Below are 26,414 nucleotides of genomic sequence, written 5' to 3' on the forward strand. Positions count from 1 at the left end.
CGTCTTAGGCATAAACGGTCATAATTTGAGCAATGGCCGTATAATCCAGCACCGCCGCTTTGATTTCTTCGACCATTTCGTTCGTGGATACGATGCGGCCGCCGCTTGGCGCCAAGTCGGCGGTGCGCAAACCTAGGGCGAGCGCCTGCCACACCGCGTGCTCTACCGCCTCCGCTTCCGCGGTGAGCCCGAACGACAGTCGAAGCATCATCGCGGCCGACAAAATCGCCGCAATCGGATTGGCTTTGTTCATGCCGGCGATATCAGGCGCTGAACCGTGCACCGGCTCATACAAGCTCGGACCGGAAGCGGATAAGCTGGCTGACGGCAGCATCCCGAGCGAACCGGACAACATGGAGGCTTCATCGCTTAAAATGTCGCCAAACATGTTTTCTGTCACAATGACATCAAACTGCTTCGGCGCACGGATGAGCTGCATCGCGGCATTGTCAACAAGCATATGCTCAAGCGTGACGTCCGGAAACTGCTTCGCCACCTCTTCGGCCACTTCCCTCCATAGACGGCTTGACGAAAGGACGTTCGCCTTGTCGACCGAAGTCACTTTTTTCTTCCGCCCGCGTGCGAGTATAAACGCCATGCGGACGATCCGCTCAATTTCTTCCTTTTTATATAACAAGGTGTCCACTGCTTTTTCTTCGCCGTTTTCGACGACGCGGCCGCTCGGCTGGCCGAAGTAAATGCCGCCGGTCAGCTCGCGGACGATGACAAAATCGACGCCTTGCACGAGATCCGGTTTTAACGGCGAAGCGGAAACCAAACTGTCATAGCAAACAACCGGCCGCAAGTTGGCATATAAGTCGAGCTGCTTGCGAATGGCAAGCAATCCTTTTTCCGGGCGCAAATGCGGAGGGTTGTCATCCCACTTCGGACCGCCGACCGCCCCAAGCAGCACCGCATCGCTTTCTCGGCAAAGGCGGAGCGTTTCCTCGGGGAGCGGCGTCCCCGCCTCATCGATCGCCGCTCCACCGATCAATCCATATTCAAACGTAAACTCGTGGCCAAACCGGATGCCGACCGCTTTTAATACCTCGACCGCTCCGGACGTCACTTCTTTGCCGATGCCATCCCCTGGCAAGACGGCAATCCGATAGTTTCCCATTCTGAATCCCCCCGTTTTTATGGTGTTGCCACTTTCTCGTTTTCGCCGCGCATCGCTTCGATCATAAACACACGGTTGATGGCGTTGATGTACGCTTTCGCCGATGCTTCCAACACGTCTTGTGCAGTGCCGCGCCCGCTCGTCTCGATGTCATGGGCGCGCACTTTGACGAACACTTGGGCCAACGCATCGCGGCCGCCGCCGACCGATTCGATCCGGTAGTCAAGCAGCGTCACCGGCGTTTGGAAGCAACGTTCCAATGTATTGTACAGCGCCTCGACGCTGCCGGCGCCGGTCGCCGCTTCTTGGATTTCATTCCCCTTCCCGTCTTTCAGTACAACTACCGCTGTCGGAATTTGATTCGTCCCGTATTGCACTTGAATGGAAGACAATTGGTAAAAATCTTTAAAGTGGTCGAACTTCTCTTCGAAAATCAACGCGATTAAATCGTCGTCGGTAATGTCCTTCTTTTTGTCCGCCAATTCTTTAAAACGGACAAACAGCTGATTGATTTCTTCATCGGACAACGTGTAGCCGAGCTCCTCAACCCGGTTGCGAAGCGCATGGCGGCCGGAATGTTTGCCGAGCACCATCGAATTCGACGGCACGCCGACGAGCTCCGGCGAAATGATTTCGTATGTCGTTTTTTCTTTTAAGACGCCGTCTTGATGGATGCCCGATTCATGCGCAAACGCGTTTTTGCCGACGACCGCTTTGTTGGGTGGAACGACGACCCCGGTCAGCTTGCTGACAAGATTGCTTGTGCGCTTAATTTCCTGCAAATTGAGGCGCGTTTCCACTTGATAGTAGTCTTTGCGGATGTGAAGGGCGACAGCGATTTCCTCAAGCGCCGCATTGCCGGCCCGCTCGCCGATGCCGTTGATCGTGCACTCGACCTGCGTCGCTCCATGTTCAATGGCCGACAGCGAGTTCACCACCGCCATGCCCAAGTCATCATGACAATGAGCGGAGAGCGAAACCTTTTCAATATTCGGAACATTGTTTTGCAAATAGAGGAAAATTTCCCCGTATTCTTTCGGCGTAATATAGCCGACCGTATCCGGAATGTTGATCACCGAGGCGCCGGCTTTGATCACTTCGGCGACGATTTTCGCCAAAAACGGCAACTCGCTTCGGCACGCATCTTCCGCCGACCATTGGACGATCGGGAAAAAGCGCTTCGCGTATTTCACCGCCTCAACCGCCGCTTCAATCACTTGTTCCGGCGTCATCCGCAATTTATGCACCATATGGATCGGCGAGGTGGCGATGAATAGGTGGAGCCGCGGCTCCGCGCCGCCTTTTAACGCCTCCCACGCCGCATCAATGTCGCTTCGGACCGAGCGCGACAGCCCGGTGACCGAGCATGTTCTCACCGTTTCGGCAATTTGTTTGACCGCCTCAAAATCGCCTTTCGATGAGGCGGGGAAACCCGCCTCGATGATGTCAACCCGCAGCCGTTCAAGTTGACGGGCAATTTCCAACTTTTCTTGCAAATTCAAGTTCACACCAGCGGATTGTTCCCCATCACGCAATGTGGTATCAAAAAACTTAATTTTTCGCACCTGGCACCACCGCCTCGATTTGTTTTGCCTTCACAAACGGCATCATGCTTCGCAGTTCGCGTCCGACAATCTCAATCAAATGCTCATTCTCACGCCGGTTGATGGCGTTGAACTCCGGACGGTTCGCTTGGTTTTCCAAAATCCAGCTCTTCGCGAATTTGCCGGTTTGAATGTCATCGAGCACCTTTTTCATTTCCGCTTTCACAGCGTCGTTAATAATGCGCGGGCCGGTGATAAAGTCGCCCCATTGCGCCGTATCGGAAATCGAATAGCGCATCCACGACAAACCGCCTTCGTAAAGGAGATCGACGATGAGCTTCATCTCATGCAAACACTCAAAATAGGCGACTTCCGGCTGATACCCGGCTTCAACGAGCGTTTCAAACCCGGCTTTGATGAGCGCCGTCAGCCCACCGCACAGCACCGCTTGTTCACCGAACAAGTCGGTTTCCGTCTCTTCTTTGAACGTCGTCTCCAACACCCCAGCTCGAGCAGCGCCGATCGCTTTCGCGTAGGCGAGCGCCGTTTCTTTCGCGTGTCCGGTCACATCTTGGTAGACGGCGATGAGCGCCGGCACGCCCGCTCCTTCCGTATATGTGCGCCGCACGAGATGGCCTGGGCCTTTCGGCGCAACCAAGAAGACGTCAACATGATTCGGTGGGACAATTTGGCTGAAATGGATGTTAAAGCCGTGCGCAAACACAAGCGCATTGCCTGGCTCGAGTTCCGGCTCGATTTCCTCTTTGTACACGGCCGGCTGCTTCTCATCCGGCAGCAGCACCATGACGATATCAGCCTGCTTCGCCGCTTCGCGGACTGAATACACCTCAAACCCGTCTTGTTCTGCCTGCTCCCACGATTTTCCTTTTCGCAGTCCGACGATGACGCGAACGCCGCTGTCGCGCAAGTTTTGCGCATGGGCGTGGCCTTGCGAGCCGTAGCCGATGATCGCGACCGTTTTCCCTTGCAAATATTGTTCGTTTGCATCCCCGTTATAGTAGACTTTTGCCATGATTACCCTCTCCTTTGTTCTGTAGTTTGACAATCCCTACGCTTGGCCGCCCCTTGTTTGGCGGTTCCATGAAGCAATCAGCGCTGTTTTGTATGATAGCTGTTAAATAATGAACGCCGTTTTCTGATTCGTCGTCGCTTTTTGCGCCCCGCGGGTGAACGCGGTCGTTCCCGTGCGCGCCACTTCCTTAATGCCGTACGGGCGCAATAGTTCAATCAACGCCTCGACTTTCTCCGGCTCGCCGGTCACTTGAATGACGAGGCTGTCTTTGCTTACGTCGACGATCGAGGCGCGAAACGGCTCGATGAGCGTGTAAATTTCCTGGCGGACCGCCGGAGGAGCGGCAACTTTAATGAGCGCCAGCTCGCGGGCGACGATCGCTTGGTCGGTGATGTCATTCACCTTCAACACATCAATCTGCTTGTTCAGCTGCTTAATGATTTGCTCCGCCGTCCGTTCATCGTCAACGTTGACGACGAACGTCATCCGCGAAATGCCCTCGATTTCCGTATGCCCGACCGTAATGCTTTCGATATTGTAATGCCGCTTTGTAAACAACCCGGTAATGCGGTTTAAGACGCCGGGGCGGTTGTTGACTGTCATCGTGATGATTCTTCGCATGCTTTCACCCCCACCATTTCATGAAGCCCTTTGCCGGGCGCCACCATCGGATAGACGTTCTCGTCGGCGCGGACATGGAAATCAAGCAGCACCGGCCCATCCATCGCAAACGCTTGTTTTAACACTTCGGCCGCTTCCGCCTCCGTCTTCGCCCGCAGACCTGGCATCCCGTATGCTTCGGCAAGCTTGACGAAATCCGGCTGGTTCGGAATGAGCGAATGGGAGTACCGTTTGTCATAGAACAGCTCCTGCCATTGCCGCACCATGCCGAGCGCCTGGTTGTTGACGATGACGATTTTGATCGGCAGCCGTAGCTCCTGGATGACCGACAGTTCTTGGAACGTCATTTGGAAGCCGCCGTCGCCGACGATCGAAACGACCGTAGCGCTCCGGTCGGCGAGCTGGGCGCCGATCGCTGCCGGAAGCCCGAAGCCCATCGTGCCGAGCCCCCCGGACGTCACCCACCGGTGCGGCCGGTTGAACTTGTAATATTGCGCCGCCCACATTTGATGCTGGCCGACGTCCGTCGTCACGATCGCCTCGCCGTTTGTCATTTCATAGATCATCTCGATCAGTTTTTGCGGTTTGATCGTGCCGGCTTCCGGCTCATAATGGAGCGGGAAGCGCCGCTTCCATTCATCAAGCTGCGCGAGCCACGCCGCGGTGTCCGCCGGCTTGCCTTGCTGGGCGATCAGCTCTTGCAAGGCGGCTTTTGCATCGCTGACGATTGGAATTTTCGTCGGCACGTTTTTGCCGATTTCCGCCGGATCGATGTCGATATGGGCGACGGTCGCTTTCGGCGCGAAATATTTTAAATTGCCGGTGACCCGGTCATCGAAGCGGGCGCCGATGTTGATGAGCAAATCGCATTCACACAGCGCCATATTCGCCGTATACGTACCGTGCATGCCGGCCATGCCTAAAAACAGCGGATGGTCGGCCGGGAAACCGCCAAGGCCAAGGAGCGTATGAATGACCGGAATGTTTTGCTGTTCGGCGTATTGCCGCAATTCATTGGACGCATTGGCGTGCAAGATGCCAGCGCCGGCTAAAATGACCGGCCGCTTTGATTGGCTGACCGCCTCGACAAGCCGGCGGATTTGCCAATGGTTCGGCTGCGTCGTCGGCTGATAGCCAGGCAAATGAACGTCTTGATCGTAATCAAACTCCCCTTCGGCCGTCGTAATGTCTTTTGGAATATCGATCAACACCGGTCCGGGGCGCCCGGTCGTCGCAATGTGAAACGCCTCTTTAATGATTCTCGGCAGCTCGCTGATGTCGCGCACTTGGTAGTTGTGTTTCGTAATCGGCATCGTAATGCCGACAACGTCCGCCTCCTGAAACGCATCCGAGCCGATGACGCTCGTGGCCACTTGCCCGGTAAAGACGACGAGCGGCAGCGAATCCATCATCGCGTCGGTCAACCCGGTGACGATGTTGGTCGCTCCCGGGCCGGAGGTGGCGATGACGACCCCTGGTTTTCCAGAAATGCGCGCATATCCTTCCGCCGCATGGATGGCCCCTTGCTCATGCCGCGTCAGCACGTGGAACACGCCGGCTTTATACAACTCGTCATACAGCGGGAGCACCGCCCCCCCCGGATAGCCGAAGATGACTTCGACTTTTTCTTCCTTGAGCGCTTCAATGAGCATCAGCGACCCGCTCATTCTCGCCTTCGTCCTCGCTTTTTCTTGTTCCTCGACTTTCATTTTTGTCATCGTCGATCCTCCCTGTGATTTGTCATCCATATAAAAAACCTTTCCGCCCACGATGGCTGTCATTTCCAGCCAAAGGGGCGAAAAGGTTTCCTTTCCGCGGTACCACCCTTCTTCACGGCCGTGACGGCCGCCTCAGGAGCGGCCAGCCGAAGCCGGCCGCTCATTTTGGTAACGAGTGAAGCGCGCGTCTCCACTCGTCCAGCCCTACTAGCCGTCCGGCGTTCAGGCTGGCGCTCAGAGGTGAGTTCATCAAGCGGCAACATCACCGGTTCGCAGCTCCCCCGGCTCTCTGTGGATGTTGACCCCGCTGACTACTTATCCTCGTCAACGCTTTTTCGCTATCCACTTGTCATGGACGATCAACCGACATTGGCGTTCGTCGGATACACCTTTACTCCTTCGACGACCACGCGGCGGCGAAATTCTTCAAGCAACCGCTTGGTATGCGGTCCCGGCGTCCCGTCGCCGATCGTCCGGCCATCGACTTTAATGACCGAAATGACTTCGGCCGCCGTCCCCGTCAAAAACACTTCATCCGCGACATAGACATCATGGCGGGTAAACGGCTCCTCTTTCACCGTATAGCCGAGATCCTCCGCGATTTCGATGATCGCTTGACGCGTAATGCCTTCAAGCGCCCCGACATACCCAGGCGGTGTGTAAATGACGCCGTTTTTGATGATGAAAACATTGTCTCCCGAACCTTCCGCGACATAGCCTTGATCGTTTAAGATCAGCGCTTCGCTTACGTTCGCCAAATGCGCCTCGATTTTGACAAGCACATTGTTTAGGTAGTTGAGCGATTTGACTTTCGGGCTCAGCACATCAGAGCGGTTGCGGCGCGTCGCCACTGTCACCACTTCGATGCCGGTTTCATATAAATGTTTCGGGAAGAGCGCGAGCGGCTCGACGATAATCACGATTTGCGGCGTTTTGCATTTGTACGGATCCAGTCCTAAATCGCCGACCCCGCGCGAAACGACCAGGCGGATGTATGCATCTTGATAGCCGTTGCGGCGGATCGTTTCGAGCACGTGGCCAATCATTTCTTCCTTCGTGTACGGAATGTCGAGCAAAATCGACTTCGCTGAATTGTATAGCCGATCTATATGTTCTTCGAGGCGGAATACGTTGCCGCTATAGACGCGAATGCCTTCAAATACCCCGTCGCCATACAAAAATCCATGGTCATACACGGAAATTTTGGCGTTTTCTTTTGTCACAAATTCTCCGTTTAAAAAGATCCATTGTTCGCCCACTTCGGTTCCCCTCTTCCTTGATCAGTCAGCAGTTGCTTTGAACGGCTCGATCATTGTATTGAGTCGTTTCTCTTATTTGAAAATTATAATAATCCGAAACCTTTGCGCCGTCAATAACGTTTTTTGAAAATTCCGATTGGTCAAACTATTTGAATGCGCTTACATTATGATAGAATCAAGGTTTTGCCGATATAAAAAAATTTTTTCTTTCTTTGCCGTCTCATAGAAAACGCGCCCTTGAGCGCAGTTCGCTCCTCATTCGATATGAACATAACGGGCTCAAGGCGCGCTCATTTTTCTGATAGAAAAGATCCGTAAGCAACGTTCGCTTCTCACTCGGACATGAAAATGACGAATCAAAACGATGCGCCTTTTTCCACTTCATCTCCCCAAAACGAAAAAAGGCGGCCCAAACACAGGCCCCCTTTCCAAACACGCTATATGGCACTTCCATTTTGAAAGCGAACCTGTTGAAGCGGCCTTGCTTACCGTAAAAAAGCTGGCGGTTTTGCCGGCTTAGATAGAAAACGTTTGTTCCATTTTGAGAATAGGCTGTCCATCCACTTCATAAAACTGGACGTGCGCCCGTCCGCTGTCGACCGTCAGCACCGCGTACGTTTTTTCTTTTCTTCCGCGCGGCAAGGCGATGCTGCCGGGATTGATGAACAGCAACCCATCGATTTGTTCAGCACCGGCCAAATGCGAGTGGCCGAAACAAACGACGTGAGCCCCTGTTTCTTGTGCGCGATAGGATAAACGCAAAAGCGACGTTTTCACCCCGTATAAATGGCCGTGGGTGACAAACAACCGAACGCCGCCCACCTCTTCGATGCGCTCAGCAGGAAACGCGGCGAAATCGCAGTTGCCGCGTACGACGGCAAACGGGGCAATCTCGTCCGCCCCCACCTCCAACTCCGAGTCGCCGCAATGGATAAACAAATCCGCTTCATGGCGATGACGGTTGACAATTGCAGCAAGTTCGGCAGTCAGCCCATGGCTGTCGCTCACAATCACCGCCTTCATTCCGTCCGCCCCTTTCCACCGACGATCTCCTCCCACTGCTCATCGAGCTTCGTCAGCGCCTTGGCGCGATGACTGATTTGATTTTTTTCCTCGGGCGCAAGCTCCGCCATCGTTTTTCCCCGCTCCGGAAGGTAAAAAACCGGATCATAGCCAAAGCCCCCCTCCCCACGCGGCGCTTCGGCGATATAACCATCGCATGTCGCTTCGACAACGGCGGTCGGCCGCCCTGGGATCGCGACGGCGAGCGCACAATGAAAACGAGCCGTGCGCTGCTCCATCGGCACCCCGTCAAGCTCGCGAAGCAGCTTGGCGATGTTGCGTGCATCGTTTTTATCTTCCCCGGCATAACGGGCCGAATGAACGCCCGGCCGGCCGCCGAGCGCATCGACCACGAGCCCGGAATCATCGGCGATCACCGGCCGCTTTAGACGCCGCGACGCCGCTTCTGCTTTGAGCACGGCATTTTCCGCAAACGTGCTTCCCGTTTCTGCGACATCCGGAGCGTCCGGAAAGTCAAGCAGCGATTTCACTTCGACGCCCCGCTTGGCAAACAAAGCGGCGAACTCGCGCACTTTGCCAGCGTTTTTGGTCGCGATGACAATCTCCTTCACTCTGTGTCCTCCTCTGCCGCTTCTTTTTTTTCGCCGATGCGCGCCGCCCACTCGCCCAATGCGCGGCGCTGAACGGCGATGAGCTGCTCGATGCCTATTTGCGCCGCTTCAAGCAATTCATCGAGCTCGGCGCGTGAAAAAACCGCTTCCTCTCCGGTCCCTTGAATCTCAACAAATTGACCGGCTCCGGTCATGACGACGTTCATATCCACTTTCGCCCGCGCATCCTCGTTGTAATCTAAATCAAGAATCACCCCATGCTCCGGATCGATGCCGACCGAGGTAGCGGCGAGAAAATCGCGGATCGGAAGCGCCTCGAGCCTCCCTTCTTCCACCAGTTTGGCAAGCGCCAACACAAGCGCCACATACGCACCGGTGATCGACGCCGTCCGCGTTCCGCCATCCGCCTGAATGACGTCGCAATCGATCCAAATGGTCCGCTCACCAAGCTGTTCAAGATCAACAACCGAGCGAAGCGCACGGCCGATTAAGCGCTGAATTTCCATCGTCCGCCCCGACACTTTTCCTTTGCTCGCTTCCCTCACATTCCGCTGCTCTGTCGCCCGCGGCAGCATCCCATATTCGGCCGTAATCCATCCTTTGCCGCCGCCGCGCATAAACGACGGCACTTTCTCTTCGACCGTCGCCGTGCAAATGACTTTCGTGTCGCCGACTTCAATGAGCACCGACCCTTCAGCGTGCTTCATGTAATGCGGGTGTATATGTACAGGGCGCAGCTCGCAACTGCTTCGTCCGTCCGCTCTCATCAACTGAGTCCTCCTTTTCTCCATCTTCAACGGAATGCCAGACGCCGCATTTCTTTCCACCTAGCGAAAAAAAGAAAGAGGCGGAATACGTTTCCACCTCTTTGTTATACCATAACGTCCTATTCGTTTCCAGCCTGTCAGCACCAACCGGTTAAAATGTCCCGGTATTGACGTTTTGCGGCCGAGCGACCGGTTTGGTGAGCGGCTTGCCGTCTTCCGTGACAAGATTGGCTTTGCCATTGACTGTGATCGCCACGCTTTCGACTCCTTTTTGCTCAGTGAGCGACAAAACGAGGGAATTCAACACGACGTCGGAAATGACATTTTTCTTGTTGCTTCCATAAATGCCTTCGTTAAAGTTGAGCGTCACTTTGCCATCCTCATATTTCGGGGCATCGACAAGCTTCGCGTCCGGCTGAAAGACGCCGACAAGCCCGCTCCCTTGCTCTGGTCCTTGAATCAGTTCGTTGACGGCCGCGGCAATATCATCTTTCTCCTTATTGGACACACGCCGTGTCACCGGCACATAGTATGTGCTGTTCCCTTGTTGGGCGACAAAATAAACGGTGACTGGATGCGTATTCGTAATGTCTGGCACGCCGCTCGCTTCCATATTGATGCCGTCGGCGCGGCTTACCCCATCTTGAATCGGTGTTTTATTGACCGGCATCACGTTTTGATCGTAGCCGTTGATGCGGATTTTGACGCGCTTGATATTGTCAAATTGCGTCAACGTCCACGTAATGGACTGCAAAATTCGTTTTTCGTCCTCCGGCTTATAGTTTTTAAATTCCGGAGAAAAGTCGGCGATCAACGTTCCGTCTTTTTCCAATTTTGTGCCAAGCACCGTCGTTCCGGCCGGAATGACCGCGCGGAAGCCGTTCGGCAACATTTCTGACACAGGTCCGTCTTCAACCAAATATTCGAGTACTTGTTTCGCCACGGCCTGCGTTTTCGGCAATTCCACTGTTTGCGGCACGACAAAGCCGTTTTTGTCAATCAAGTACAGCTCTCTTTTCACCGTCTCGGTGGCCTTCGCTTTCTCCTTCTCTTCCTTTTGGCTTTCCGTCGCTTCCTGAAGCGCTTGGCCGTCTTTGACATAACTCGTCTCTTGCGGCGGATCGATCTCCTTCACCGCCTCATCTCGCCCAAACAAACCGCAGCCGCCAAGCAACAACAGCGAGGCGAGCAGCGGCGCCGCCCATATGTGAGTCGTCCGTTTCATTGACGTTCCCTCCTACTCGTAGTTTGTACTACTATGTATACGAGCCGTTTTCCAAAATAGAATAAAAAAATCCTTTAGCGCATGGACGCTAAAGGATTTGTTGGTTACAGCCGAATCGCTTCGACCGTGCCGATCGGCTTGCCAAACCACTTCCCGGAAATCTTTTCAAACAGCTCTTTCGGCCCAGTCGTGAAAAACAAATGCTCCGGTTCGCGCTCGCCGGTGTAAAGGAGCTGGCTGTGATGCAAAATCGCGCTCACTTCACGAGCTGTCTCACCGCCTGAGCAAATGAGCTTCACGCGTTTGCCCATATACGTGCGAATGAGCGGCGCGAGCAACGGATAATGCGTGCAGCCTAAAATCAGCACATCGATCGGCAGCGGTCGGAGCGGAGCGAGAGATTCGGCGACGATCGCCATCGCCTCCTGCCCTTCAAAGTCGCCGCTTTCCACCAGCGGAACGAATTTCGGACAGGCCAAGCTCTCGACTTGGACGCGCGGATTGATTGATTGAAGCGCCTTTTCATACGCCCGGCTTCGGATCGTGCCAATCGTGCCGATGACGCCGATGTGCCCGCGCCTAGTCGCTTTCAGGGCGGCGCGAGCGCCGGGATGAATAACGCCAAGCACAGGAATGTCAAGCTTCGCCCGCACGTCGTCAAGCGCGACCGCCGTCGCGGTGTTGCAGGCGATAACAAGCATTTTCAAGGGATATTGCCGCAAGTAATCAATCATTTGCCACGTAAATCGACGGACTTCTTCCACCGGCCGCGGCCCGTACGGGCAACGGGCGGTGTCGCCTAAGTAAATAATTTGTTCTTTCGGCAGCTGCCTCATAATTTCTTTGGCGACGGTCAAACCGCCGACTCCTGAGTCAATGACACCAATTGCTCTTTCCAAGTGATCGCCTCATTCTTTCGTCATTTCTTGATGCAATTTGCGCAAACAACGCTCAAAGACGACGATTTCCTCGTCTGAAAAGCTTTCAAGCACGCTCGCTAGATCGCGCTGGCGTTTCTCAATCACTTCTTCGATAATGCGCTCCCCTTTTTCAAGAAGGCGAATGCGGACGACGCGGCGGTCGTGTTCATCGCGGACTCTGGCGACAAGTCCGTTCCGCTCCATGCGGTCGACCAAGTCGGTCGTCGTGCTGCACGCCAAATACATTTTGTTCGATAACTCGCCGACCGTCAAGTCCCCTTCTTCAAGCAGCCACTGCAGGGCGACAAATTGCGGTGGGGTGATCGGATAGTTGGTTAAAATTTCACGGCCGCGCTGTTTCAAATTTGCGGCGATATAGCGAAGCAATTTTTCCAACTCGGCGACCGTTCTTTCATTCATCGCAGACGGCATACCATCTCTCCTTGATCGTTTCCGCGGCCAGCCTCAAACGGCGGCTTGCGCCGACAGCTATTCTTACTTTTCATTTTACAACACCGGCAAAGATAATCAACAAAAAAATGCGGCGGCCGCCGCGGACGAAGGCCGGACGGGCGCCAAGCCTCGTCCGGCCGCAAGGGAACATAACAGCCGGCTGTCCAACAAGGAAAGCCGGCATCGTTTATAGTTCAAGTTCGCCCATTCGAAGCAATTCAATGACAGCTTGCGAGCGCCCCTTGACCCCAAGCTTTTGCATCGCATTCGAAATATGGTTGCGGACCGTTTTCTCGCTGATAAACAGCTCTTTGGCGATCTCTTTCGTCGTCTTGTCTTGCACGAGCAATTCGAAGACTTCTTTTTCTCTTTTTGTCAAAAGCGGCTTCGATTGAAACGATTTGTCCTTCAACGGTTGTAACCCTCCTTGCTCTCAATGGGCCCGAACTGCCGGATGGGTATTTCCTCGCCATATCGTATGTGAGAGCAAGAGCGGCGGTGACGAAAATTTGCTTATCTAATAGAAAAATGGGTCTTTTTTTTTCTTCATCTTTCGGTTCGCCGGAGACGGTTGGCTGCCGCTTGTCCAGAAAAACAAAAAATCCCCCTCATGTCTATTCGAATGAAGGGGATTTTGATTCTGCCGCTACACTTCGTCGCTGCCAAAGAAATCGCGGAACATTTGAATCGTCGTTTCGCGGTTTAACGCCGCGATCGATGTCGTCAACGGAATGCCCTTCGGGCACGATTGCACGCAGTTTTGCGAGTTGCCACAGTTGGCCAGTCCGCCGTCGCCCATAATCGCCCGCAGCCGTTCGGCTTTATGCATCGCCCCGGTCGGGTGGGCGTTAAACAGCCGCACTTGCGACAGCGGCGCCGGGCCGATAAAGTTCGACTTGCTGTTGACGTTCGGGCACGCTTCGAGGCAGACGCCGCATGTCATGCATTTTGACAGCTCGTACGCCCATTGCCGCTTCCGCTCTGGCATGCGCGGCCCCGGACCCAAGTCGTACGTTCCGTCGATCGGAATCCATGCTTTCACTCGCTTCAACGCGTCAAACATCCGGCTCCGATCGATGACCAAGTCGCGGATGACAGGGAATGTGCGCATCGGCTCAAGGCGGATCGGCTGCTCGAGTTTGTCAATGAGCGCGGCGCACGCCTGGCGCGGTTTGCCGTTAATGACCATCGAACAGGCTCCGCATACTTCTTCCAGACAGTTCATTTCCCAAGCGACCGGCGTCGTTTTTTCCCCTTTGGCGTTGACTGGATTGCGACGAATTTCCATGAGCGCCGAAATGACGTTCATGTTCGGGCGGTACGGAATGACAAACTCTTCTTCATACGGCGCGGAATCCGGACGATCTTGGCGCGTGATGATCAAACGAACCGTTTTGTTCTCGCTCATCTTACTTCACTTCCTCTTTCTTTTTGCTGTAGTCGCGCTTGCGCGGTTTAATCAACGAGACGTCAACGTCTTCATAATGGAACGCCGGACCATCTGGCGTGTAGCGGGCCATCGTCGTTTTCAGCCACTCTTCGTCATTGCGCTCCGGAAACTCCGGCTTGTAGTGCGCCCCACGGCTTTCATTGCGATGGTAAGCGCCAAGCGTAATGACGCGGGCGAGCTGCAGCATGTTGTACAGCTGGCGGATAAACGTCGCTCCTTGGTTGCTCCATCTCGACGTGTCGGTGACGCTGATGTTTTTGTACCGCTCCATCAGCTCTTGAATTTTCTCATCCGTCTTCAGCAACCGGTCGTTGTAGCGGACGATCGTCACGTTCGCCGTCATCCATTCACCGAGCTCTTTATGCAGCACATAGGCGTTTTCCGTGCCGTCCATCGCCAAAATGTTCTCCCATTTTTCCTGCTCCCGTTTCACATAGCTGTCGTATAACGTCGACGGCATCGCATCCGCCGATTTCTCGAGGCCGCGGATGTAGCGGACGGCGTTCGGGCCGGCGACCATTCCGCCGTAAATCGCCGACAGAAGCGAGTTTGCCCCGAGGCGGTTCGCGCCGTGAATCGAATAGTCGCACTCGCCGGCAGCAAACAACCCTTTGATGTTCGTCATTTGGTCATAGTCGACCCATAAGCCGCCCATCGAGTAGTGAACGGCCGGGAACACCTTCATCGGCACTTTGCGCGGGTCTTCGCCCATGAACTTCTCGTAAATTTCGATAATGCCGCCGAGCTTAACATCCAACTCTTTCGGATCTTTATGTGACAAATCCAAATACACCATGTTTTCGCCGTTGATGCCGAGCTTCAAATCGACGCAGACGTGGAAAATTTCCCGTGCGGCGATGTCGCGCGGCACCAAGTTTCCGTAAGCCGGATATTTTTCCTCAAGGAAGTACCACGGTTTCCCGTCTTTATACGTCCAAATGCGTCCGCCTTCCCCGCGCGCCGATTCGCTCATAAGGCGGAGCTTGTCATCGCCCGGAATGGCGGTCGGGTGAATTTGGATGAACTCGCCGTTCGCGTAGTAAACGCCTTGCTGATAGGCGATCGAAGCCGCTGAACCAGTGTTGATGACCGAGTTCGTCGATTTCCCAAAAATGATCCCCGGGCCGCCGGTCGCCAAAATGACGGCATCGGCTGGAAACGCTTTGATTTCCATGGACCGCAAATCTTGTGCGACGATGCCGCGGCAGATTTGCTCGTCATCCAAAACGACGCCTAAAAACTCCCAATGCTCGTACTTCGTGACGAGCCCGGCCACTTCATGGCGGCGCACCTGTTCATCAAGTGCATACAAAATTTGTTGGCCAGTCGTGGCTCCAGCATAGGCGGTCCGGTGATGCTGCGTCCCCCCGAAACGACGGAAATCAAGCAACCCTTCCGGCGTCCGGTTGAACATGACGCCCATCCGATCGAGCATGTAAATAATCCCCGGCGCCGCTTCACACATCGCTTTGACCGGAGGCTGGTTCGCCAAGAAGTCCCCGCCATAGACGGTGTCGTCAAAATGCTCCCACGGCGAGTCGCCTTCCCCTTTCGTGTTGACCGCTCCGTTAATGCCGCCTTGGGCACAGACGGAGTGAGAACGCTTTACCGGAACGAGCGAAAACAGTTCGACAGGCACTCCTGCTTCGGCGATTTTAATCGTGGCCATCAAACCGGCCAGCCCACCGCCAACAACGATGATTTTCCCTTTTTTCATAGCTACTCACTCCCTAATAGATTGCTGCTTTTGCTTGCATGCCGCACGTTTTGCCTTGCCGGCCCGCCATCGACCAAGCGATCGTTCGGCGAACGGCTAAGACGCGATCTGTCACGAGCCAACGCAGCAGTTCATCGTCGAATCATTCCCTAAGAATGGAACGCTTGTCTTACGCAAACGCCAAGATGGCGCGAATGCCGACAATGGAAAGCGCGATGAAAATGATCATCGTAATGTACGTAAATACTTGCTGCGAACGAGGGGACACCGTCAACCCCCAGCTGACGCAGAACGACCATAAGCCGTTGGCGAAGTGAAAGACCGTGGACAAGATTCCAACAATATAAAATCCGAGCATAAACGGATTGTCGACAATGTTGGCCATCATATCGTAGTTCACTTCGGCGCCGAATGCGGCTTGCACCCGCGTTTCATACACATGCCAGACGACAAAAATCAATGTAATGATGCCGGTGATCCGCTGAAGCATGAACATCCAGTTGCGAAAATAGCCGTACTGGCGAGTGTTGAATTTGGCTGTAAACGCGATATAAATGCCGTATACAGCGTGGAACAACAATGGAAGGAAAATAACAAAAATTTCAAGAAAATAGCGGAACGGCAAGTTTTCCATAAACGCCGCCGCCCGGTTAAACGCTTCCGGCCCACGGGTCGCAAAATGGTTGACGACCAAGTGCTGCACTAAAAAGATGCCGACGGGAACAACCCCCAGCAGCGAATGGAGCCGGCGATAGTAAAACTCGCGATTCCCTGCCATTATGTAAACCCCCTTCAATTGAATAAAAAATATGTCCCTCTCGCTCGCCATGCGGAAACGGAAACGCCTTCCATTCCCTTATTCGCTTTGTCACATTCATTGTACTCCCACATTGTACAAGCGTCAAGAAAACACTGCCACAAAATGTTCAAACATTCTCATAGTTGCGCCACCTTAGGAAAGAGGATGCACTCCGGCAGCAATTCAGCTATAATGGGGAAATGGATAGAAAGAGGGGAAAACGATGAAACAGCCACCATTAGAGGATCAATATCAAATGTTTGGGTCGATTGCGCTTTCCGCATTCGGGGCTGAGCTGCTTCGCCATTCGCTTCTTCCCGAGCTGCTTGGCAAAGATGCCGCTTCGCTGCTGTACTGGGCCGGCAAACAGCTGGCACGGCGCTACCCGCTCGGAACGCTCGATGACGTCGCCGTATTTTTTGAACGGGCGGGCTGGGGGGAGCTATCAACCGGCGAAGAGCGAAACGACGAACTATATATCGAGCTGTCAGGCCCCATCATCGCCGCCCGCTTTTCCTTGTACGGCAGCTGCTCGTTCCAGCTTGAGGCTGGATTTCTCGCCCAGCAAATCGAACAACAAAAGCGGTTCGTCACCGAAGCGGTCGAACTGCCGCCAAAGCGGGACGGCAAAGCGCGCATTTTGGTGAAATGGGATCGGAAGCAGGCGATCGAATGAAATGTAGGCAACGGGCGCCCGCTCGCAAAACGGGCGCCCGTTCAGCCATTATTCATGCAGTTTTTCATAGATTTTCTCCGCCACCGCTCGCGGAATGTTCGCCCGCTGCAACTCTTCCACCGTCGCCTCTTTCATCTTTTTCACCGAGCCGAAATAATTCAAGAGTGCTTTTTTCCGCTTTTCCCCGACGCCGGGGATGTCATCAAGCACGGAATGGAACATCGTTTTCTGCCGCGTCTTTCGGTGAAACATAACGGCAAACCGATGCACTTCATCCTGGATGCGCTGCAATAAATAAAACTCTTGGCTTTGCCGGTCAAGCGGCACGACATCCGGCGGGTCGCCGGCCAAAAGCTCTGATGTGCGATGTTTTTCGTCTTTCGCCAATCCAGCCAGCGGCACATCCAGTCCAAGTTCGTTTTCGAGCACATCCCGCACCGCCGACAAGTGGCCTTTGCCGCCGTCGATGATGATCAAATCGGGAAGCGGCAATCCTTCTTTCAACACGCGCGTATAGCGGCGGCGCACGACTTCGCGCATCGTTTCATAATCGTTCGGGCCTGCGACCGTTTTCACCTTATATTTCCGGTATTCTTTTTTCGCTGGCTTGCCATCGAGGAAAACGACGAGCGCCGAGACCGGATCGGCCCCGTAAATGTTCGAGTTGTCAAACGCCTCGATGCGGCGCGGCGCCGGAATGCCAAGACGCTCTCCGAGACGTTCGACTGCTTTGATCGTCCGTTCTTCGTCCCGCTCGATGAAATAAAATTTTTCTTTCAGAGCAATGGCCGCGTTTTTGCTCGCCAGCTCAACAAGCTCTTTTTTCTTCCCTTTTTTCGGCTGGACGACGGCAACGCCGAGCAATTCGCGGGCGAGCTCGCCGTCAATGTCGGACGGGAGGACGACTTCTTTTGGCTTCAAATGATGCGCTTTCGCATAAAACTGACCCAAAAACGTAAGCATTTCCTCATCCGGGTCTTGGTAAAGCGGGAAGATCGACACGTCGCGCTCAATCAGCTTCCCTTGGCGAAGGAAAAACACTTGCACGCACATCCAGCCTTTGTCGTACGCATAGCCGAATACATCGCGGTCGATGAAGTCGTTGAGCATCATTTTTTGCTTTTCCATCGTCATCTCAATCGCCGCGATTTGATCGCGGTATTCTTTCGCCCGTTCAAACTCGAGCGTTTCCGCCGCCTCGTGCATTTTCTCGGCCAACTCCCGCTTCACGTCTTCATACCCGCCGTTTAAAAAGCGGACGATTTGTTCAACCATCGCCTTATTTTGTTCGTCCGACACCGGGTGGACGCACGGGGCGAGGCATTGGCCCATATGGTAATACAAACAGGCGCGCGAAGGCAGCGTCGAACATTTGCGGAGCGGATATAAGCGGTCGAGCAGCTTTTTCGTTTCGTTCGCCGCCTGCACGTTTGGATACGGGCCGAAATATTTGCCGCCGTCTTTTTTCACTTTGCGGGTGATAAGCAGGCGCGGATGCTTTTCTGCGGTGATTTTAATAAACGGGTAGCTTTTATCATCTTTCAGCATGACGTTGTATTTCGGATCATGCTTTTTGATCAAATTCATCTCCAAAATGAGCGCCTCGGCGTTTGACGAGGTGACGATGTATTCGAAATCAGCGATCTCCTCAACAAGCCGCTGCGTCTTGCCGTCATGCGTCCCGGTAAAATACGAGCGGACGCGCGCTTTCAGCGACTTCGCTTTGCCGACGTAAATGACCGTTCCGTGTTTGTCTTTCATCAAATAGCAGCCCGGCTGCTCCGGCAGCACAGCCAATTTTTCTTTCAGCCGCTCGTTCATTGGCCATCACCTCACTGCTCCATCAACCCATTCGTACAGCGTAATCGTCCCATACACCGGATCAGCAAGCAAACTGGAACGATACGTTTTCATTTTGCGCACATGGCAGGAAACATCGATCCCTTGAGCCTCGAACCCTTGGACAACGTGATTGGTCATATATATCGCAGCATGGCGGTAGTTTTCTTTGTCTTGCAAAAAGAAGGAAAAATGGAGCACGTCTTTATGTGGAAAGGGCACGTTCAAATAGTCTAGGACGCGCGTCTCTTCCCACGTATATACCACAAACGGCTGCCGTTTGTCACGCAAATCGTCCGCAAGCTGATACACTGCTGGCGGCGTCTTTGCCTGCTCGCGCAACAGCCCGATGCCGATTGTAGACTGCAGCATCACCACTGCCGCGGCAAGAACAAACCGCCATGTCCGGGGCGCGGCCAGCAGCCGCCCCCACACGAAAACGAGCGCAATGTGAACGAGCGGAAGGAGATGACGCGGCTTGTCAATGTTTTGTCCGAAAAGCGCCCACAAAGCATACAGCAACGCGGAAACGAAAAGCGGGCGCGGAAGCCCCAACCGCCCCGCGCGCCAGGCGATGGCGCCGACCACTGCATAGGCAGCCAGCAGCCAAGCATTTCGGCTGGCCATGCCGGTCCAAAGAAAGTTGTCAAGGACAAAGCGGCACACCCGCTCCCAAAATGGAAGAGGGCTCGCCGCCGCCGTTCCCCCCCAGTCGCTGAAATGACCGACAACAAACGCAAAGCCAAGCTTGAAAAACGGCCAAAGGCCGCCTTCCGTCGCCGCGACCGCTGCCACCCAAACAAATTGAAAGGCGGCCGCCGCCAACAGCGATGCCGCCACGCGGCCGAGGCGGCGGTGCGTTTTCCAGTCTTCATGCCAAAGCAACAATAACGCCGAGGCAAAGGGGATGTACGATAGGCGAACCCCCATGAGGATGCTGAATAACGCCATCGGCAGCAGCTGCGCGGTCCATGCCATTCGCCGCCGCGCCCATTCCACGGCCCAGATGTACCACCAAAGCACGCCGAGCGCCGCACCGTCTGACATCGGTCGGGCGGAGGCAAGAAGCACATAGCTTGAAGAAAGCACCGAAAGCGCCGCCCATAACGCCGCTGGACGCGGCATATGCCGAGCAAGCAGCAAAACGATGGGAAAGGCGGCGGAAAACAACACGAGCACATTCAAGATCGAAAGCGCTTTGGCCGGATTGGCAATGAAAGCGTGCACCGCCATGCCCCCGAGGACGAAATACGGATAGCCTGGGAAATGCGGCTGCATGGCTAACACATCATAGCGCCTAAGCGCCAAGGCAAAATCGACTTCATCCCATGTGGCCGCATACGGGCTCGCCCAATACAAACAGGCGCCAACCAACAAAGAGGCCGTTCCGACACCAAAGCCAATCCAAAAGCGGTCGCCGAACCGTTTGTTCACCGTGTTCCCCTCCAAAGAAAAAGTACAAGGCGCAGCAGCCTTGTACGTTACATGACGTTTTTTGCTTTTTCCTCCAAAGCGGCAATCGCCGGTTTCTCGACCACAGCGCTCTTTTGACCGCGGCGGCTCGTCACCAGCAAATACACGACGGCGAAGTAGCCGATATAGGCGATCACTTCTTCAAGCGACGGCATCGCTGAATAACCAAACAACGCTTTTAAAAAGACGCCGACTTCGCCGGAAAAGACGGGGGCGACGCCATGATCGCGCACGTAATGTTCGTAGTCAATCGGATGTTCTGGAAGCAGCCATGTCAAATCATATACGTGCGGCATGACGCTGCCGATGAGCCCAATGTCCTGCATCATCGAAATGGCTTGCACGAGCAGGCCAGCGGCGATCAAGACGATAAAAGCTCCGGTTACTTTAAAGAATGCTTTCAGCGGAATGCGCATCGTTCCTTTAAAGAAGAAGTAGCTGACCAAAGCGGCAATGGCAATGCCTGTCGCCGCTCCCCAGCCTTGTATGGCCGCGCCGATGTTGCCGTGCGTGATGGCAGCGAAGAAAAAAACGGTTTCCACTCCTTCGCGCAGCACGACTAAAAACGAGTGAATGACCATGCCGGCGACATTACCGGCGGTAATAAACTGGTCCATTTTCCCTTCAACGTTTTGTTTCATGTCCCGGCTATGCTCGGCCATCCAAAACACCATCTGCGTCAAGAGCAACGCGGAGACGATCATGATGCCGATTTTTAAGTAGATTTCACTGCCCATCGCGGCAAATCCCGTGAACACGACTTGAAACAAAATGGCCACCCCGATGCTCGCCAACACGGCCAAACCAGCACCAAGCCATACGTACTTCGTGTATTCGCGGTGATCGACACGTTTCAAATACGATGTAATGATGCCGACGATCAGCAGCGCTTCCAGCGCTTCACGAAACGTAATGAGCAGCGCTTGGACTTCCATGTCTCCGCCTCCCCTTATATTTGGACTAAGCCCGTTTCCGACGCCGCACATAAATGAGAGCCGCGCCGAGAACCACAATAACGATGACAACGAGCGGAATCCAGTTTTTTACTTTAGACAAATCGGTCCACTCTTTCTTTTGCACTGCATCCGGCTTTTCTGCAGCGTTTTCCGAAAAATGGCCGACTTTTAGGCTTTTCAGGCCGAATTGCTTCTGCAGCGTTGTTAAAATCGTCTCTTTGCTTTTCTTAAACACGTTGATATCCGATTTTTTCTCGCCGACACCGAACAGCCCCGGGTTGCCAAGCGACTGAAGCGCCTTGTCAAACTCGGTGCGCAGCTGTTTATCAAGTGCAGGGTCTTTCCCTTGGATGACCGGCGACAGCGCTTCATACGTCGCAAACGCCTTCGCCAACAGCCGCTTGCTCGTGTCGTACTGATCAAAGTTTGCCTCAATATTGTCCAAACGGCGAGCGATATTGAGCACTAAAATGTTTTCCATGTCCTTGATCACCGTTTGACGGTCCTTCGCTTCGATGGCCGCAAGCACCGCCTTGGACGGCTCAGGTCCCATATGCATGTCGATTTCTTCTTTTACGGTTTCGAAAATTTCCTTCGCTGCAGCAAAGTTCGGCGGCTGCTCGTTCAACTTTTCTTTCATCTCTTTATACGCCTCAGCAACCGCCTCTTTGTTCGGGTCTCCATACGAATAGGCGAACACTTTCAGCGGAATGAGATTGAGAATAATGATCACTGCTATGTAAAAAAAGAAACGAAACGATTTCACGTTCCCTTCTCCCTCCATCAAGATCAATGATAATCATTATCATACTTATTGTCAATAAAAAATCATCCATCGTCGAAAAGGCTGGTGAAAAAACGATCATCTTCCTCAATCCATCGTTCTCGACTAGAGAGAAGAACAGGATTGACAAGATTTCTCAAGTTGAGAAGTACCGTTGTGGAGTCTCATATCCCATGACATCACCTGCCTTCTAAGCACGAACTGCCTTACGAGCAATGGCGCGCCCGCTCTTGGGAGCGCCCATGCCCTTCTCGATCGACGGCCACCTTTTTCACCGGACGGCGCATTTCCTTCCAGATGGCCGGGATGACCGCGGTCATATAGGCGGTGAATTTGATGAACGAACGGCCCGTCGTCCGCACTTGATAGCGGATCGGCACTTCTTTCAAACGAAACCCTTTGCGCACCAAGTTGAGCGTCAGCACTTGGGCGTAGTTGTAATCGTGGATGATTTCCGCCTCCTCCATCGCGTGGCGCGAAAAGGCGCGCATCCCCGACTGTCCGTCATACAGCCGCTGTCCTAGAAGAAGCGACTGCAGCCAAGTGAACAAATAATTCCCAAGGCGGCGATGCCATTTCATGCCGCGAATCGTGCCAAGGAAGCGCGAGCCGATCGTATAGTCCGCTTCACCGGTGAAAATCGGCGCTAAAAGGTCAGGAATTTGTTCCGGCGGATATTCGTTGTCAGCATCGATCATCACGCCGATATCCGCGCCAAGACGGACACACTCTTCAAGCCCTCGCCGCACCGCCGCACCGAGGCCGCGGTTTTCCGGCAGGCGGCAAATGATATCGGCCCCCGCTTCTTTCGCTACTTCGTCCGTTCGGTCCGTCGATCCATCATCAATGACCAAGACGATGACCTCTACATCGGGATGAAAATGACGCGGAATGCGGCGGATGACATCTCCAATCGCTTCTTCTTCATTGTGCGCCGGCAAAAAGACGATGACGCGCTGCTTCTTCATCGCTCTCCTCCTTTCTCATCGCCTCGATCAAAACCGGACCACGGCTATGGCTCGGATACGGCGCGCCGAGCAAATAGGCGATCGTCGGCGCCAGCGAAACGAGGCTTTTTTTCTCATCGACTCGTTTTCCTGCCTCAATCGCCGGGCCGTATAGAAAAAACGGCACATACCGCTCCCCTTCATCGAGGTGGCCGTGGCCGCCGATGCCATCCGCTTGGCCATGGTCGGCGCAGACAATCAATGTCGCGCGCTCGAGCTCGCCCCGTTCCTCAAGCCAGCCGACAAACTCCGCGATCAACGCGTCGGCTTCTTCAATTTTTTCGATATACTCGTCATACAGCACACCGCGGCTATGGCCGGTCTGGTCGGTGGCGATCAATTGCACGACAAGCAAGTCCGGGTGCTGCTCTTCCACAATGCGTTTCGCCCGCTCGATGATATAACGGTCGGCGAGGTCGTTCGGCATGACGGCCGTCACCGTTTCGACATCGTCGCCGAACGAATCGACCAAATGAGCGATGCCAAGCAAGCGGCCGGTTTTTCCGATTTTCCGGAGCGAATCGAAAATCGTCTCCACTTTCGCCCCAAGCTTCCATACCATATTGGACCGGATGCCGTGCTCAAACGGATACGTCCCCGTCAGCATCGAGGTGAAGCAGACGACCGTGCGCGCCGGATAGACGGTTTCCATTTGCGCAAATTCCGTCCCTTGCGCGCGCAGCCGCTTTAAAAACGGGGCGTTGGCCGCTTCAAACCGGTCTTTGCGCATCCCATCAATCACGATGACATACACTTTGTCACTGACCGGCGCGGTGGGACTCGGCACATTGTTCGTATAAGTCGGAATGATCTCCGGCTGCCAGTCGAACAAATTCCGATGCAAAATCCATGAAAACAGCCACACCCCAGCGGCAAACAGCCAAAGCGCCCCGCACAGCGGCGCCAAAGCCGCTCCTTGATCGATCTGCTGCGAAGCGTATTCCCATACGGACAAAAGAAGAAAACATTTTGGCAGCTGCTCTTGGGCGTTGCCGCTCGTCGAATCGCTGTTTTTCAGCACCAGCTTCCAAAAGCGGGTGAAATTCCACCACGACGTGCCGATGCGCAAATGGTAATACAGCGTCCCCCAAAAAAAGACGGTAAAGAAAAAGTAAAGCCCCGACGCCAACAACAACAACGACGCATCAGCGAACGACCAAACGATGAGAAACACGACATAAGGGATCCATAAATAATTGCGCAAAAACAGTGGATAATCGTACACATAATAGACAACAAACAACGGCAGCACCGCCGTCAGGCCAATCAGCCATGTCCATGCATGGCCGCCCATAAGATCAGCGGCATGGTAGATGCTCATCGTTCCCACGACAAAAATCGGCGTGAACGGCTTTCCTTCATTCAGCAAATTCCAGCAGCGCGCCGCGATTTTTTCGAATCGTGATGCTTCTTTCATCGCCTCTCCCTTTCCTTTCTCCATACGCTCCGCACCGCCTGCCAGTCGGACCGCCAAAACCACAATACCGCGGCACCAGCGGCGTAAGAAAACAGAAATTTAAAGGCATGTGTCAACACCGCGGCCATATACGCCACATCCCACGGTGCACCAACCGTAGTTAAGGCAAACCCCATCACCGCCTCATACGTTCCGAGTCCACCGGGAGCGATTTGGGCAATTTGTCCGGAAACGGTCGCGCTGTTTGCCCACACCGCCTGTCCAAAAGAAAGCGGTATACCGACCGCTTTGGCGATCACACCTATGACTGCCGCCTCACACAGCCAGCTCGCCGCCACCGCCCCGACCATCGCCGCGCCGCTCCAGCCGTGAAATACGCTCCGCCATCGCCGCCATAACCGATCGAGGCGGAGCGGACGGCGAAACACGATCACGGTCAGCACGAACCCGGCCGCAACGGCCGCTGCCAAGAGAGAAATGCGGGGAATGTAATGCATATACGCATACATCCCAATGACAGTCAATCCACCAAGCACCGCCATATCAAGGAGCCGCATCACCGCCACCGATTCAATGGCCTCGCTGGCTGAAACACCGGGCTGGCGGGCAAGCAAAGCCATACGCACAGCATCACCGATTTTCACTGGGGCTAGATGGTTAACAAACAAACTAAGCAGCACGGCACGCCAATAAACAGAGAAGGCGATTGGCTTTCCGACATATCGCTTCCACGCCCACGCCCGCAGCCAAAACGACAAGCCATATACGAAAGCAGCGGCAGCCATCTCGATCGGGCGGCTGACTAGCCTGGATAGATGATGGAGCATCTGCCGGCCGTCAAAGCAGCGGTATGTCAACCAAGCGGAAAAGAAAAGAAGCGCGAGCCCAGCTGCTTGCAACGCCGCTTTAGCCGCCGGTTTACCGCTCATATTCGCGCGCCCACGCCACCGTGCGGGCGAGCCCTTCGGCAAACGCCACCTTCGGCTTGTAACCAAACGCCCGCTCCGCCTTCGTGATGTCCGCCCATGTCGCTTTCACATCGCCTTTCCGCTCCGGCGCGTGCACGATTTTCAGATCGGGAAAGTGCTTCCGCAACTCAGCGAGCAGCTGCTCCATGGTGACGGGCGCCCCGGCGCCCAAGTTGAACACTTCGCTTCGCCCACCGCTGCGGTGAAGTGCTGCGATCATGCCCTCCACAATATCATCGATGTACGTATAATCACGCGCCGTTCCTTTGCCATATACGACAATCTCCTCGCCCGCCAGCAATCGGCGCAAAAACGTGCCGATCGCCATATCCGGACGACCCCACGGCCCGTAAACGGTGAAATAGCGAAAAATCGTCATTTGGTAGCCATACAAATGGGCATAGGCATGACAAAACGATTCCGCTCCGTATTTCGCCGCCGCATACGGCGAAACGACGCGGCCGTCAGCCATCTCTTCCCGGAGTGGGACATTGCCGCGGTCGCCGTACACCGATGACGATGAGGCAAACAGCACATGCGCCACCCCCGCTTCCCCCGCCGCCGCCAAAACGTTCACCGTCGCCTTAATGTCATAATCGATGTAAGCGAGCGGATGCGCCAACGAATACGGCACGCCCGGCAGCGCCGCCAAATGGTAGACGACATCGGGGCGAAACTGGCTGAACCAACGCTTCGTCGCTTCCCCATCAAGCAAGTCGAAGCGGGCAAGCGGCACCCGGCCGCCGGTGAGCGCGTGAAACTGCCGCTCCTTCCGCTCAACAGGATAGTACGGATGAAAACAATCGATCGCTGCCACTTCATGACCTTGTTCATGCAGACGAGCGGCCAAATGACTGCCAATAAATCCGGCTCCTCCAGTGACAACAATTTTCAACGGTTTCACCCCATTACAAAATGGACTATCCATCAGCATCTTACCACAGCCGCTCGGAAAAGTCGCGGCGCCATGAAAAAAACCAAACGTTTCCGGACAGACGGCTGCCCTGAAGGCACACAAGCTGCCTGACATCCAC

25 protein-coding genes and 1 other annotated feature are annotated in these 26,414 nt (G+C 54.5%); of the genes, 1 reads left to right on the top strand and 24 read right to left on the bottom strand.

Annotated elements, in window-relative coordinates:
* Positions 1-4 precede the first annotated feature (4 nt).
* The 16 genes from leuB to GT3570_RS13100 all read right to left on the bottom strand — a co-directional run bounded on the left by leuB (position 5) and on the right by GT3570_RS13100 (position 16,239).
* The gene (gene leuB / locus GT3570_RS13020; protein WP_014196459.1) at positions 5-1,120 is read right to left on the bottom strand and encodes a 3-isopropylmalate dehydrogenase; all 1,116 of its coding nucleotides are present in this window, start codon (positions 1,118-1,120) and stop codon (positions 5-7) included.
* A 17-nt stretch (positions 1,121-1,137) separates the two neighbouring features.
* Positions 1,138-2,685 (bottom strand): 2-isopropylmalate synthase, encoded by a 1,548-nt coding sequence (locus tag GT3570_RS13025; RefSeq protein WP_014196460.1) that lies wholly within the window; start codon positions 2,683-2,685, stop codon positions 1,138-1,140.
* Positions 2,672-3,697, bottom strand: coding sequence for a ketol-acid reductoisomerase (ilvC, locus tag GT3570_RS13030; protein WP_014196461.1), 1,026 nt, complete (start codon positions 3,695-3,697; stop codon positions 2,672-2,674). The genes GT3570_RS13025 and ilvC overlap by 14 nt, the downstream gene beginning before the upstream one ends.
* 102 nt (positions 3,698-3,799) lie before the next feature.
* On the bottom strand, positions 3,800-4,318 hold the full coding sequence (ilvN, locus tag GT3570_RS13035) for an acetolactate synthase small subunit (protein WP_011232136.1): 519 nt from the start codon (positions 4,316-4,318) through the stop codon (positions 3,800-3,802).
* Entirely contained in the window at positions 4,297-6,036 is a 1,740-nt protein-coding gene (ilvB, locus tag GT3570_RS13040; protein ID WP_033845346.1) for an acetolactate synthase large subunit, read from the bottom strand. The genes ilvN and ilvB overlap by 22 nt, the downstream gene beginning before the upstream one ends.
* Positions 6,037-6,106: 70 nt before the next feature.
* Positions 6,107-6,373 (bottom strand) — a binding site (T-box leader).
* Positions 6,374-6,395: 22 nt separating this feature from the next.
* Entirely contained in the window at positions 6,396-7,295 is a 900-nt protein-coding gene (gene ilvE / locus GT3570_RS13050) for a branched-chain-amino-acid transaminase (RefSeq protein WP_011232138.1), read from the bottom strand.
* Between the two features lie 516 nt (positions 7,296-7,811).
* Positions 7,812-8,318, bottom strand: a complete 507-nt coding sequence (locus GT3570_RS13055; protein WP_011232139.1) for a metallophosphoesterase family protein — start codon at positions 8,316-8,318, stop codon at positions 7,812-7,814.
* Positions 8,315-8,929 (bottom strand): XTP/dITP diphosphatase, encoded by a 615-nt coding sequence (locus GT3570_RS13060; RefSeq protein WP_011232140.1) that lies wholly within the window; start codon positions 8,927-8,929, stop codon positions 8,315-8,317. Before GT3570_RS13060 ends, GT3570_RS13055 begins: the two co-directional genes overlap by 4 nt.
* Positions 8,926-9,696, bottom strand: a complete 771-nt coding sequence (rph, locus tag GT3570_RS13065; protein WP_011232141.1) for a ribonuclease PH — start codon at positions 9,694-9,696, stop codon at positions 8,926-8,928. The genes GT3570_RS13060 and rph overlap by 4 nt, the downstream gene beginning before the upstream one ends.
* Positions 9,697-9,847: 151 nt before the next feature.
* Entirely contained in the window at positions 9,848-10,921 is a 1,074-nt protein-coding gene (locus tag GT3570_RS13070) for a GerMN domain-containing protein (protein ID WP_011232142.1), read from the bottom strand.
* Between the two features lie 104 nt (positions 10,922-11,025).
* Complete coding sequence (gene racE, locus GT3570_RS13075) at positions 11,026-11,820, bottom strand: glutamate racemase (RefSeq protein ID WP_011232143.1); 795 nt, start codon at positions 11,818-11,820, stop codon at positions 11,026-11,028.
* A gap of 9 nt (positions 11,821-11,829) precedes the next feature.
* On the bottom strand, positions 11,830-12,273 hold the full coding sequence (locus tag GT3570_RS13080) for a MarR family winged helix-turn-helix transcriptional regulator (protein WP_014196465.1): 444 nt from the start codon (positions 12,271-12,273) through the stop codon (positions 11,830-11,832).
* Between the two features lie 208 nt (positions 12,274-12,481).
* Complete coding sequence (locus GT3570_RS13085; protein WP_008881129.1) at positions 12,482-12,706, bottom strand: helix-turn-helix domain-containing protein; 225 nt, start codon at positions 12,704-12,706, stop codon at positions 12,482-12,484.
* Positions 12,707-12,940: 234 nt separating this feature from the next.
* Complete coding sequence (gene sdhB / locus GT3570_RS13090; protein WP_011232145.1) at positions 12,941-13,702, bottom strand: succinate dehydrogenase iron-sulfur subunit; 762 nt, start codon at positions 13,700-13,702, stop codon at positions 12,941-12,943.
* A 1-nt stretch (position 13,703) separates the two neighbouring features.
* On the bottom strand, positions 13,704-15,461 hold the full coding sequence (gene sdhA, locus GT3570_RS13095) for a succinate dehydrogenase flavoprotein subunit (protein ID WP_011232146.1): 1,758 nt from the start codon (positions 15,459-15,461) through the stop codon (positions 13,704-13,706).
* Positions 15,462-15,630: 169 nt separating this feature from the next.
* Positions 15,631-16,239 carry a succinate dehydrogenase cytochrome b558 subunit gene (locus GT3570_RS13100; protein ID WP_011232147.1) on the bottom strand — a complete coding sequence of 203 codons (609 nt, stop codon included), beginning with the start codon at positions 16,237-16,239 and terminating at the stop codon, positions 15,631-15,633.
* Positions 16,240-16,483: 244 nt separating this feature from the next.
* On the opposite strand from GT3570_RS13100, the gene GT3570_RS13105 reads away from it, so the two are divergent.
* Positions 16,484-16,936 (top strand): YslB family protein, encoded by a 453-nt coding sequence (locus GT3570_RS13105; protein WP_013144566.1) that lies wholly within the window; start codon positions 16,484-16,486, stop codon positions 16,934-16,936.
* A gap of 48 nt (positions 16,937-16,984) precedes the next feature.
* Here the strand turns inward: GT3570_RS13105 and uvrC are convergent, their stop codons facing one another.
* The 8 genes from uvrC to GT3570_RS13145 all read right to left on the bottom strand — a co-directional run bounded on the left by uvrC (position 16,985) and on the right by GT3570_RS13145 (position 26,275).
* A complete protein-coding gene (uvrC, locus tag GT3570_RS13110; protein ID WP_011232149.1) occupies positions 16,985-18,757 on the bottom strand; it encodes an excinuclease ABC subunit UvrC in 1,773 nt (590 codons plus the stop codon).
* A gap of 6 nt (positions 18,758-18,763) precedes the next feature.
* On the bottom strand, positions 18,764-20,209 hold the full coding sequence (locus GT3570_RS13115) for a hypothetical protein (RefSeq protein WP_014196468.1): 1,446 nt from the start codon (positions 20,207-20,209) through the stop codon (positions 18,764-18,766).
* 47 nt (positions 20,210-20,256) lie between these two features.
* Positions 20,257-21,183: an FTR1 family iron permease gene (locus GT3570_RS13120; protein WP_023633489.1), complete on the bottom strand. Its 927-nt coding sequence runs from the start codon at positions 21,181-21,183 to the stop codon at positions 20,257-20,259.
* Between the two features lie 25 nt (positions 21,184-21,208).
* Positions 21,209-21,970 (bottom strand): hypothetical protein, encoded by a 762-nt coding sequence (locus GT3570_RS13125; RefSeq protein ID WP_062898851.1) that lies wholly within the window; start codon positions 21,968-21,970, stop codon positions 21,209-21,211.
* A 224-nt stretch (positions 21,971-22,194) separates the two neighbouring features.
* Entirely contained in the window at positions 22,195-22,956 is a 762-nt protein-coding gene (locus GT3570_RS13130) for a glycosyltransferase family 2 protein (protein WP_062898852.1), read from the bottom strand.
* Positions 22,913-24,412, bottom strand: a complete 1,500-nt coding sequence (locus GT3570_RS13135; RefSeq protein ID WP_062898853.1) for an alkaline phosphatase family protein — start codon at positions 24,410-24,412, stop codon at positions 22,913-22,915. The genes GT3570_RS13130 and GT3570_RS13135 overlap by 44 nt, the downstream gene beginning before the upstream one ends.
* Entirely contained in the window at positions 24,409-25,341 is a 933-nt protein-coding gene (locus GT3570_RS13140; protein WP_031212294.1) for a lysylphosphatidylglycerol synthase transmembrane domain-containing protein, read from the bottom strand. The genes GT3570_RS13135 and GT3570_RS13140 overlap by 4 nt, the downstream gene beginning before the upstream one ends.
* On the bottom strand, positions 25,331-26,275 hold the full coding sequence (locus tag GT3570_RS13145) for an NAD-dependent epimerase/dehydratase family protein (protein ID WP_011232156.1): 945 nt from the start codon (positions 26,273-26,275) through the stop codon (positions 25,331-25,333). The genes GT3570_RS13140 and GT3570_RS13145 overlap by 11 nt, the downstream gene beginning before the upstream one ends.
* Positions 26,276-26,414 lie beyond the last annotated feature (139 nt).

Source organism: Geobacillus thermoleovorans (assembly GCF_001610955.1).
Classification (GTDB): domain Bacteria; phylum Bacillota; class Bacilli; order Bacillales; family Anoxybacillaceae; genus Geobacillus; species Geobacillus thermoleovorans.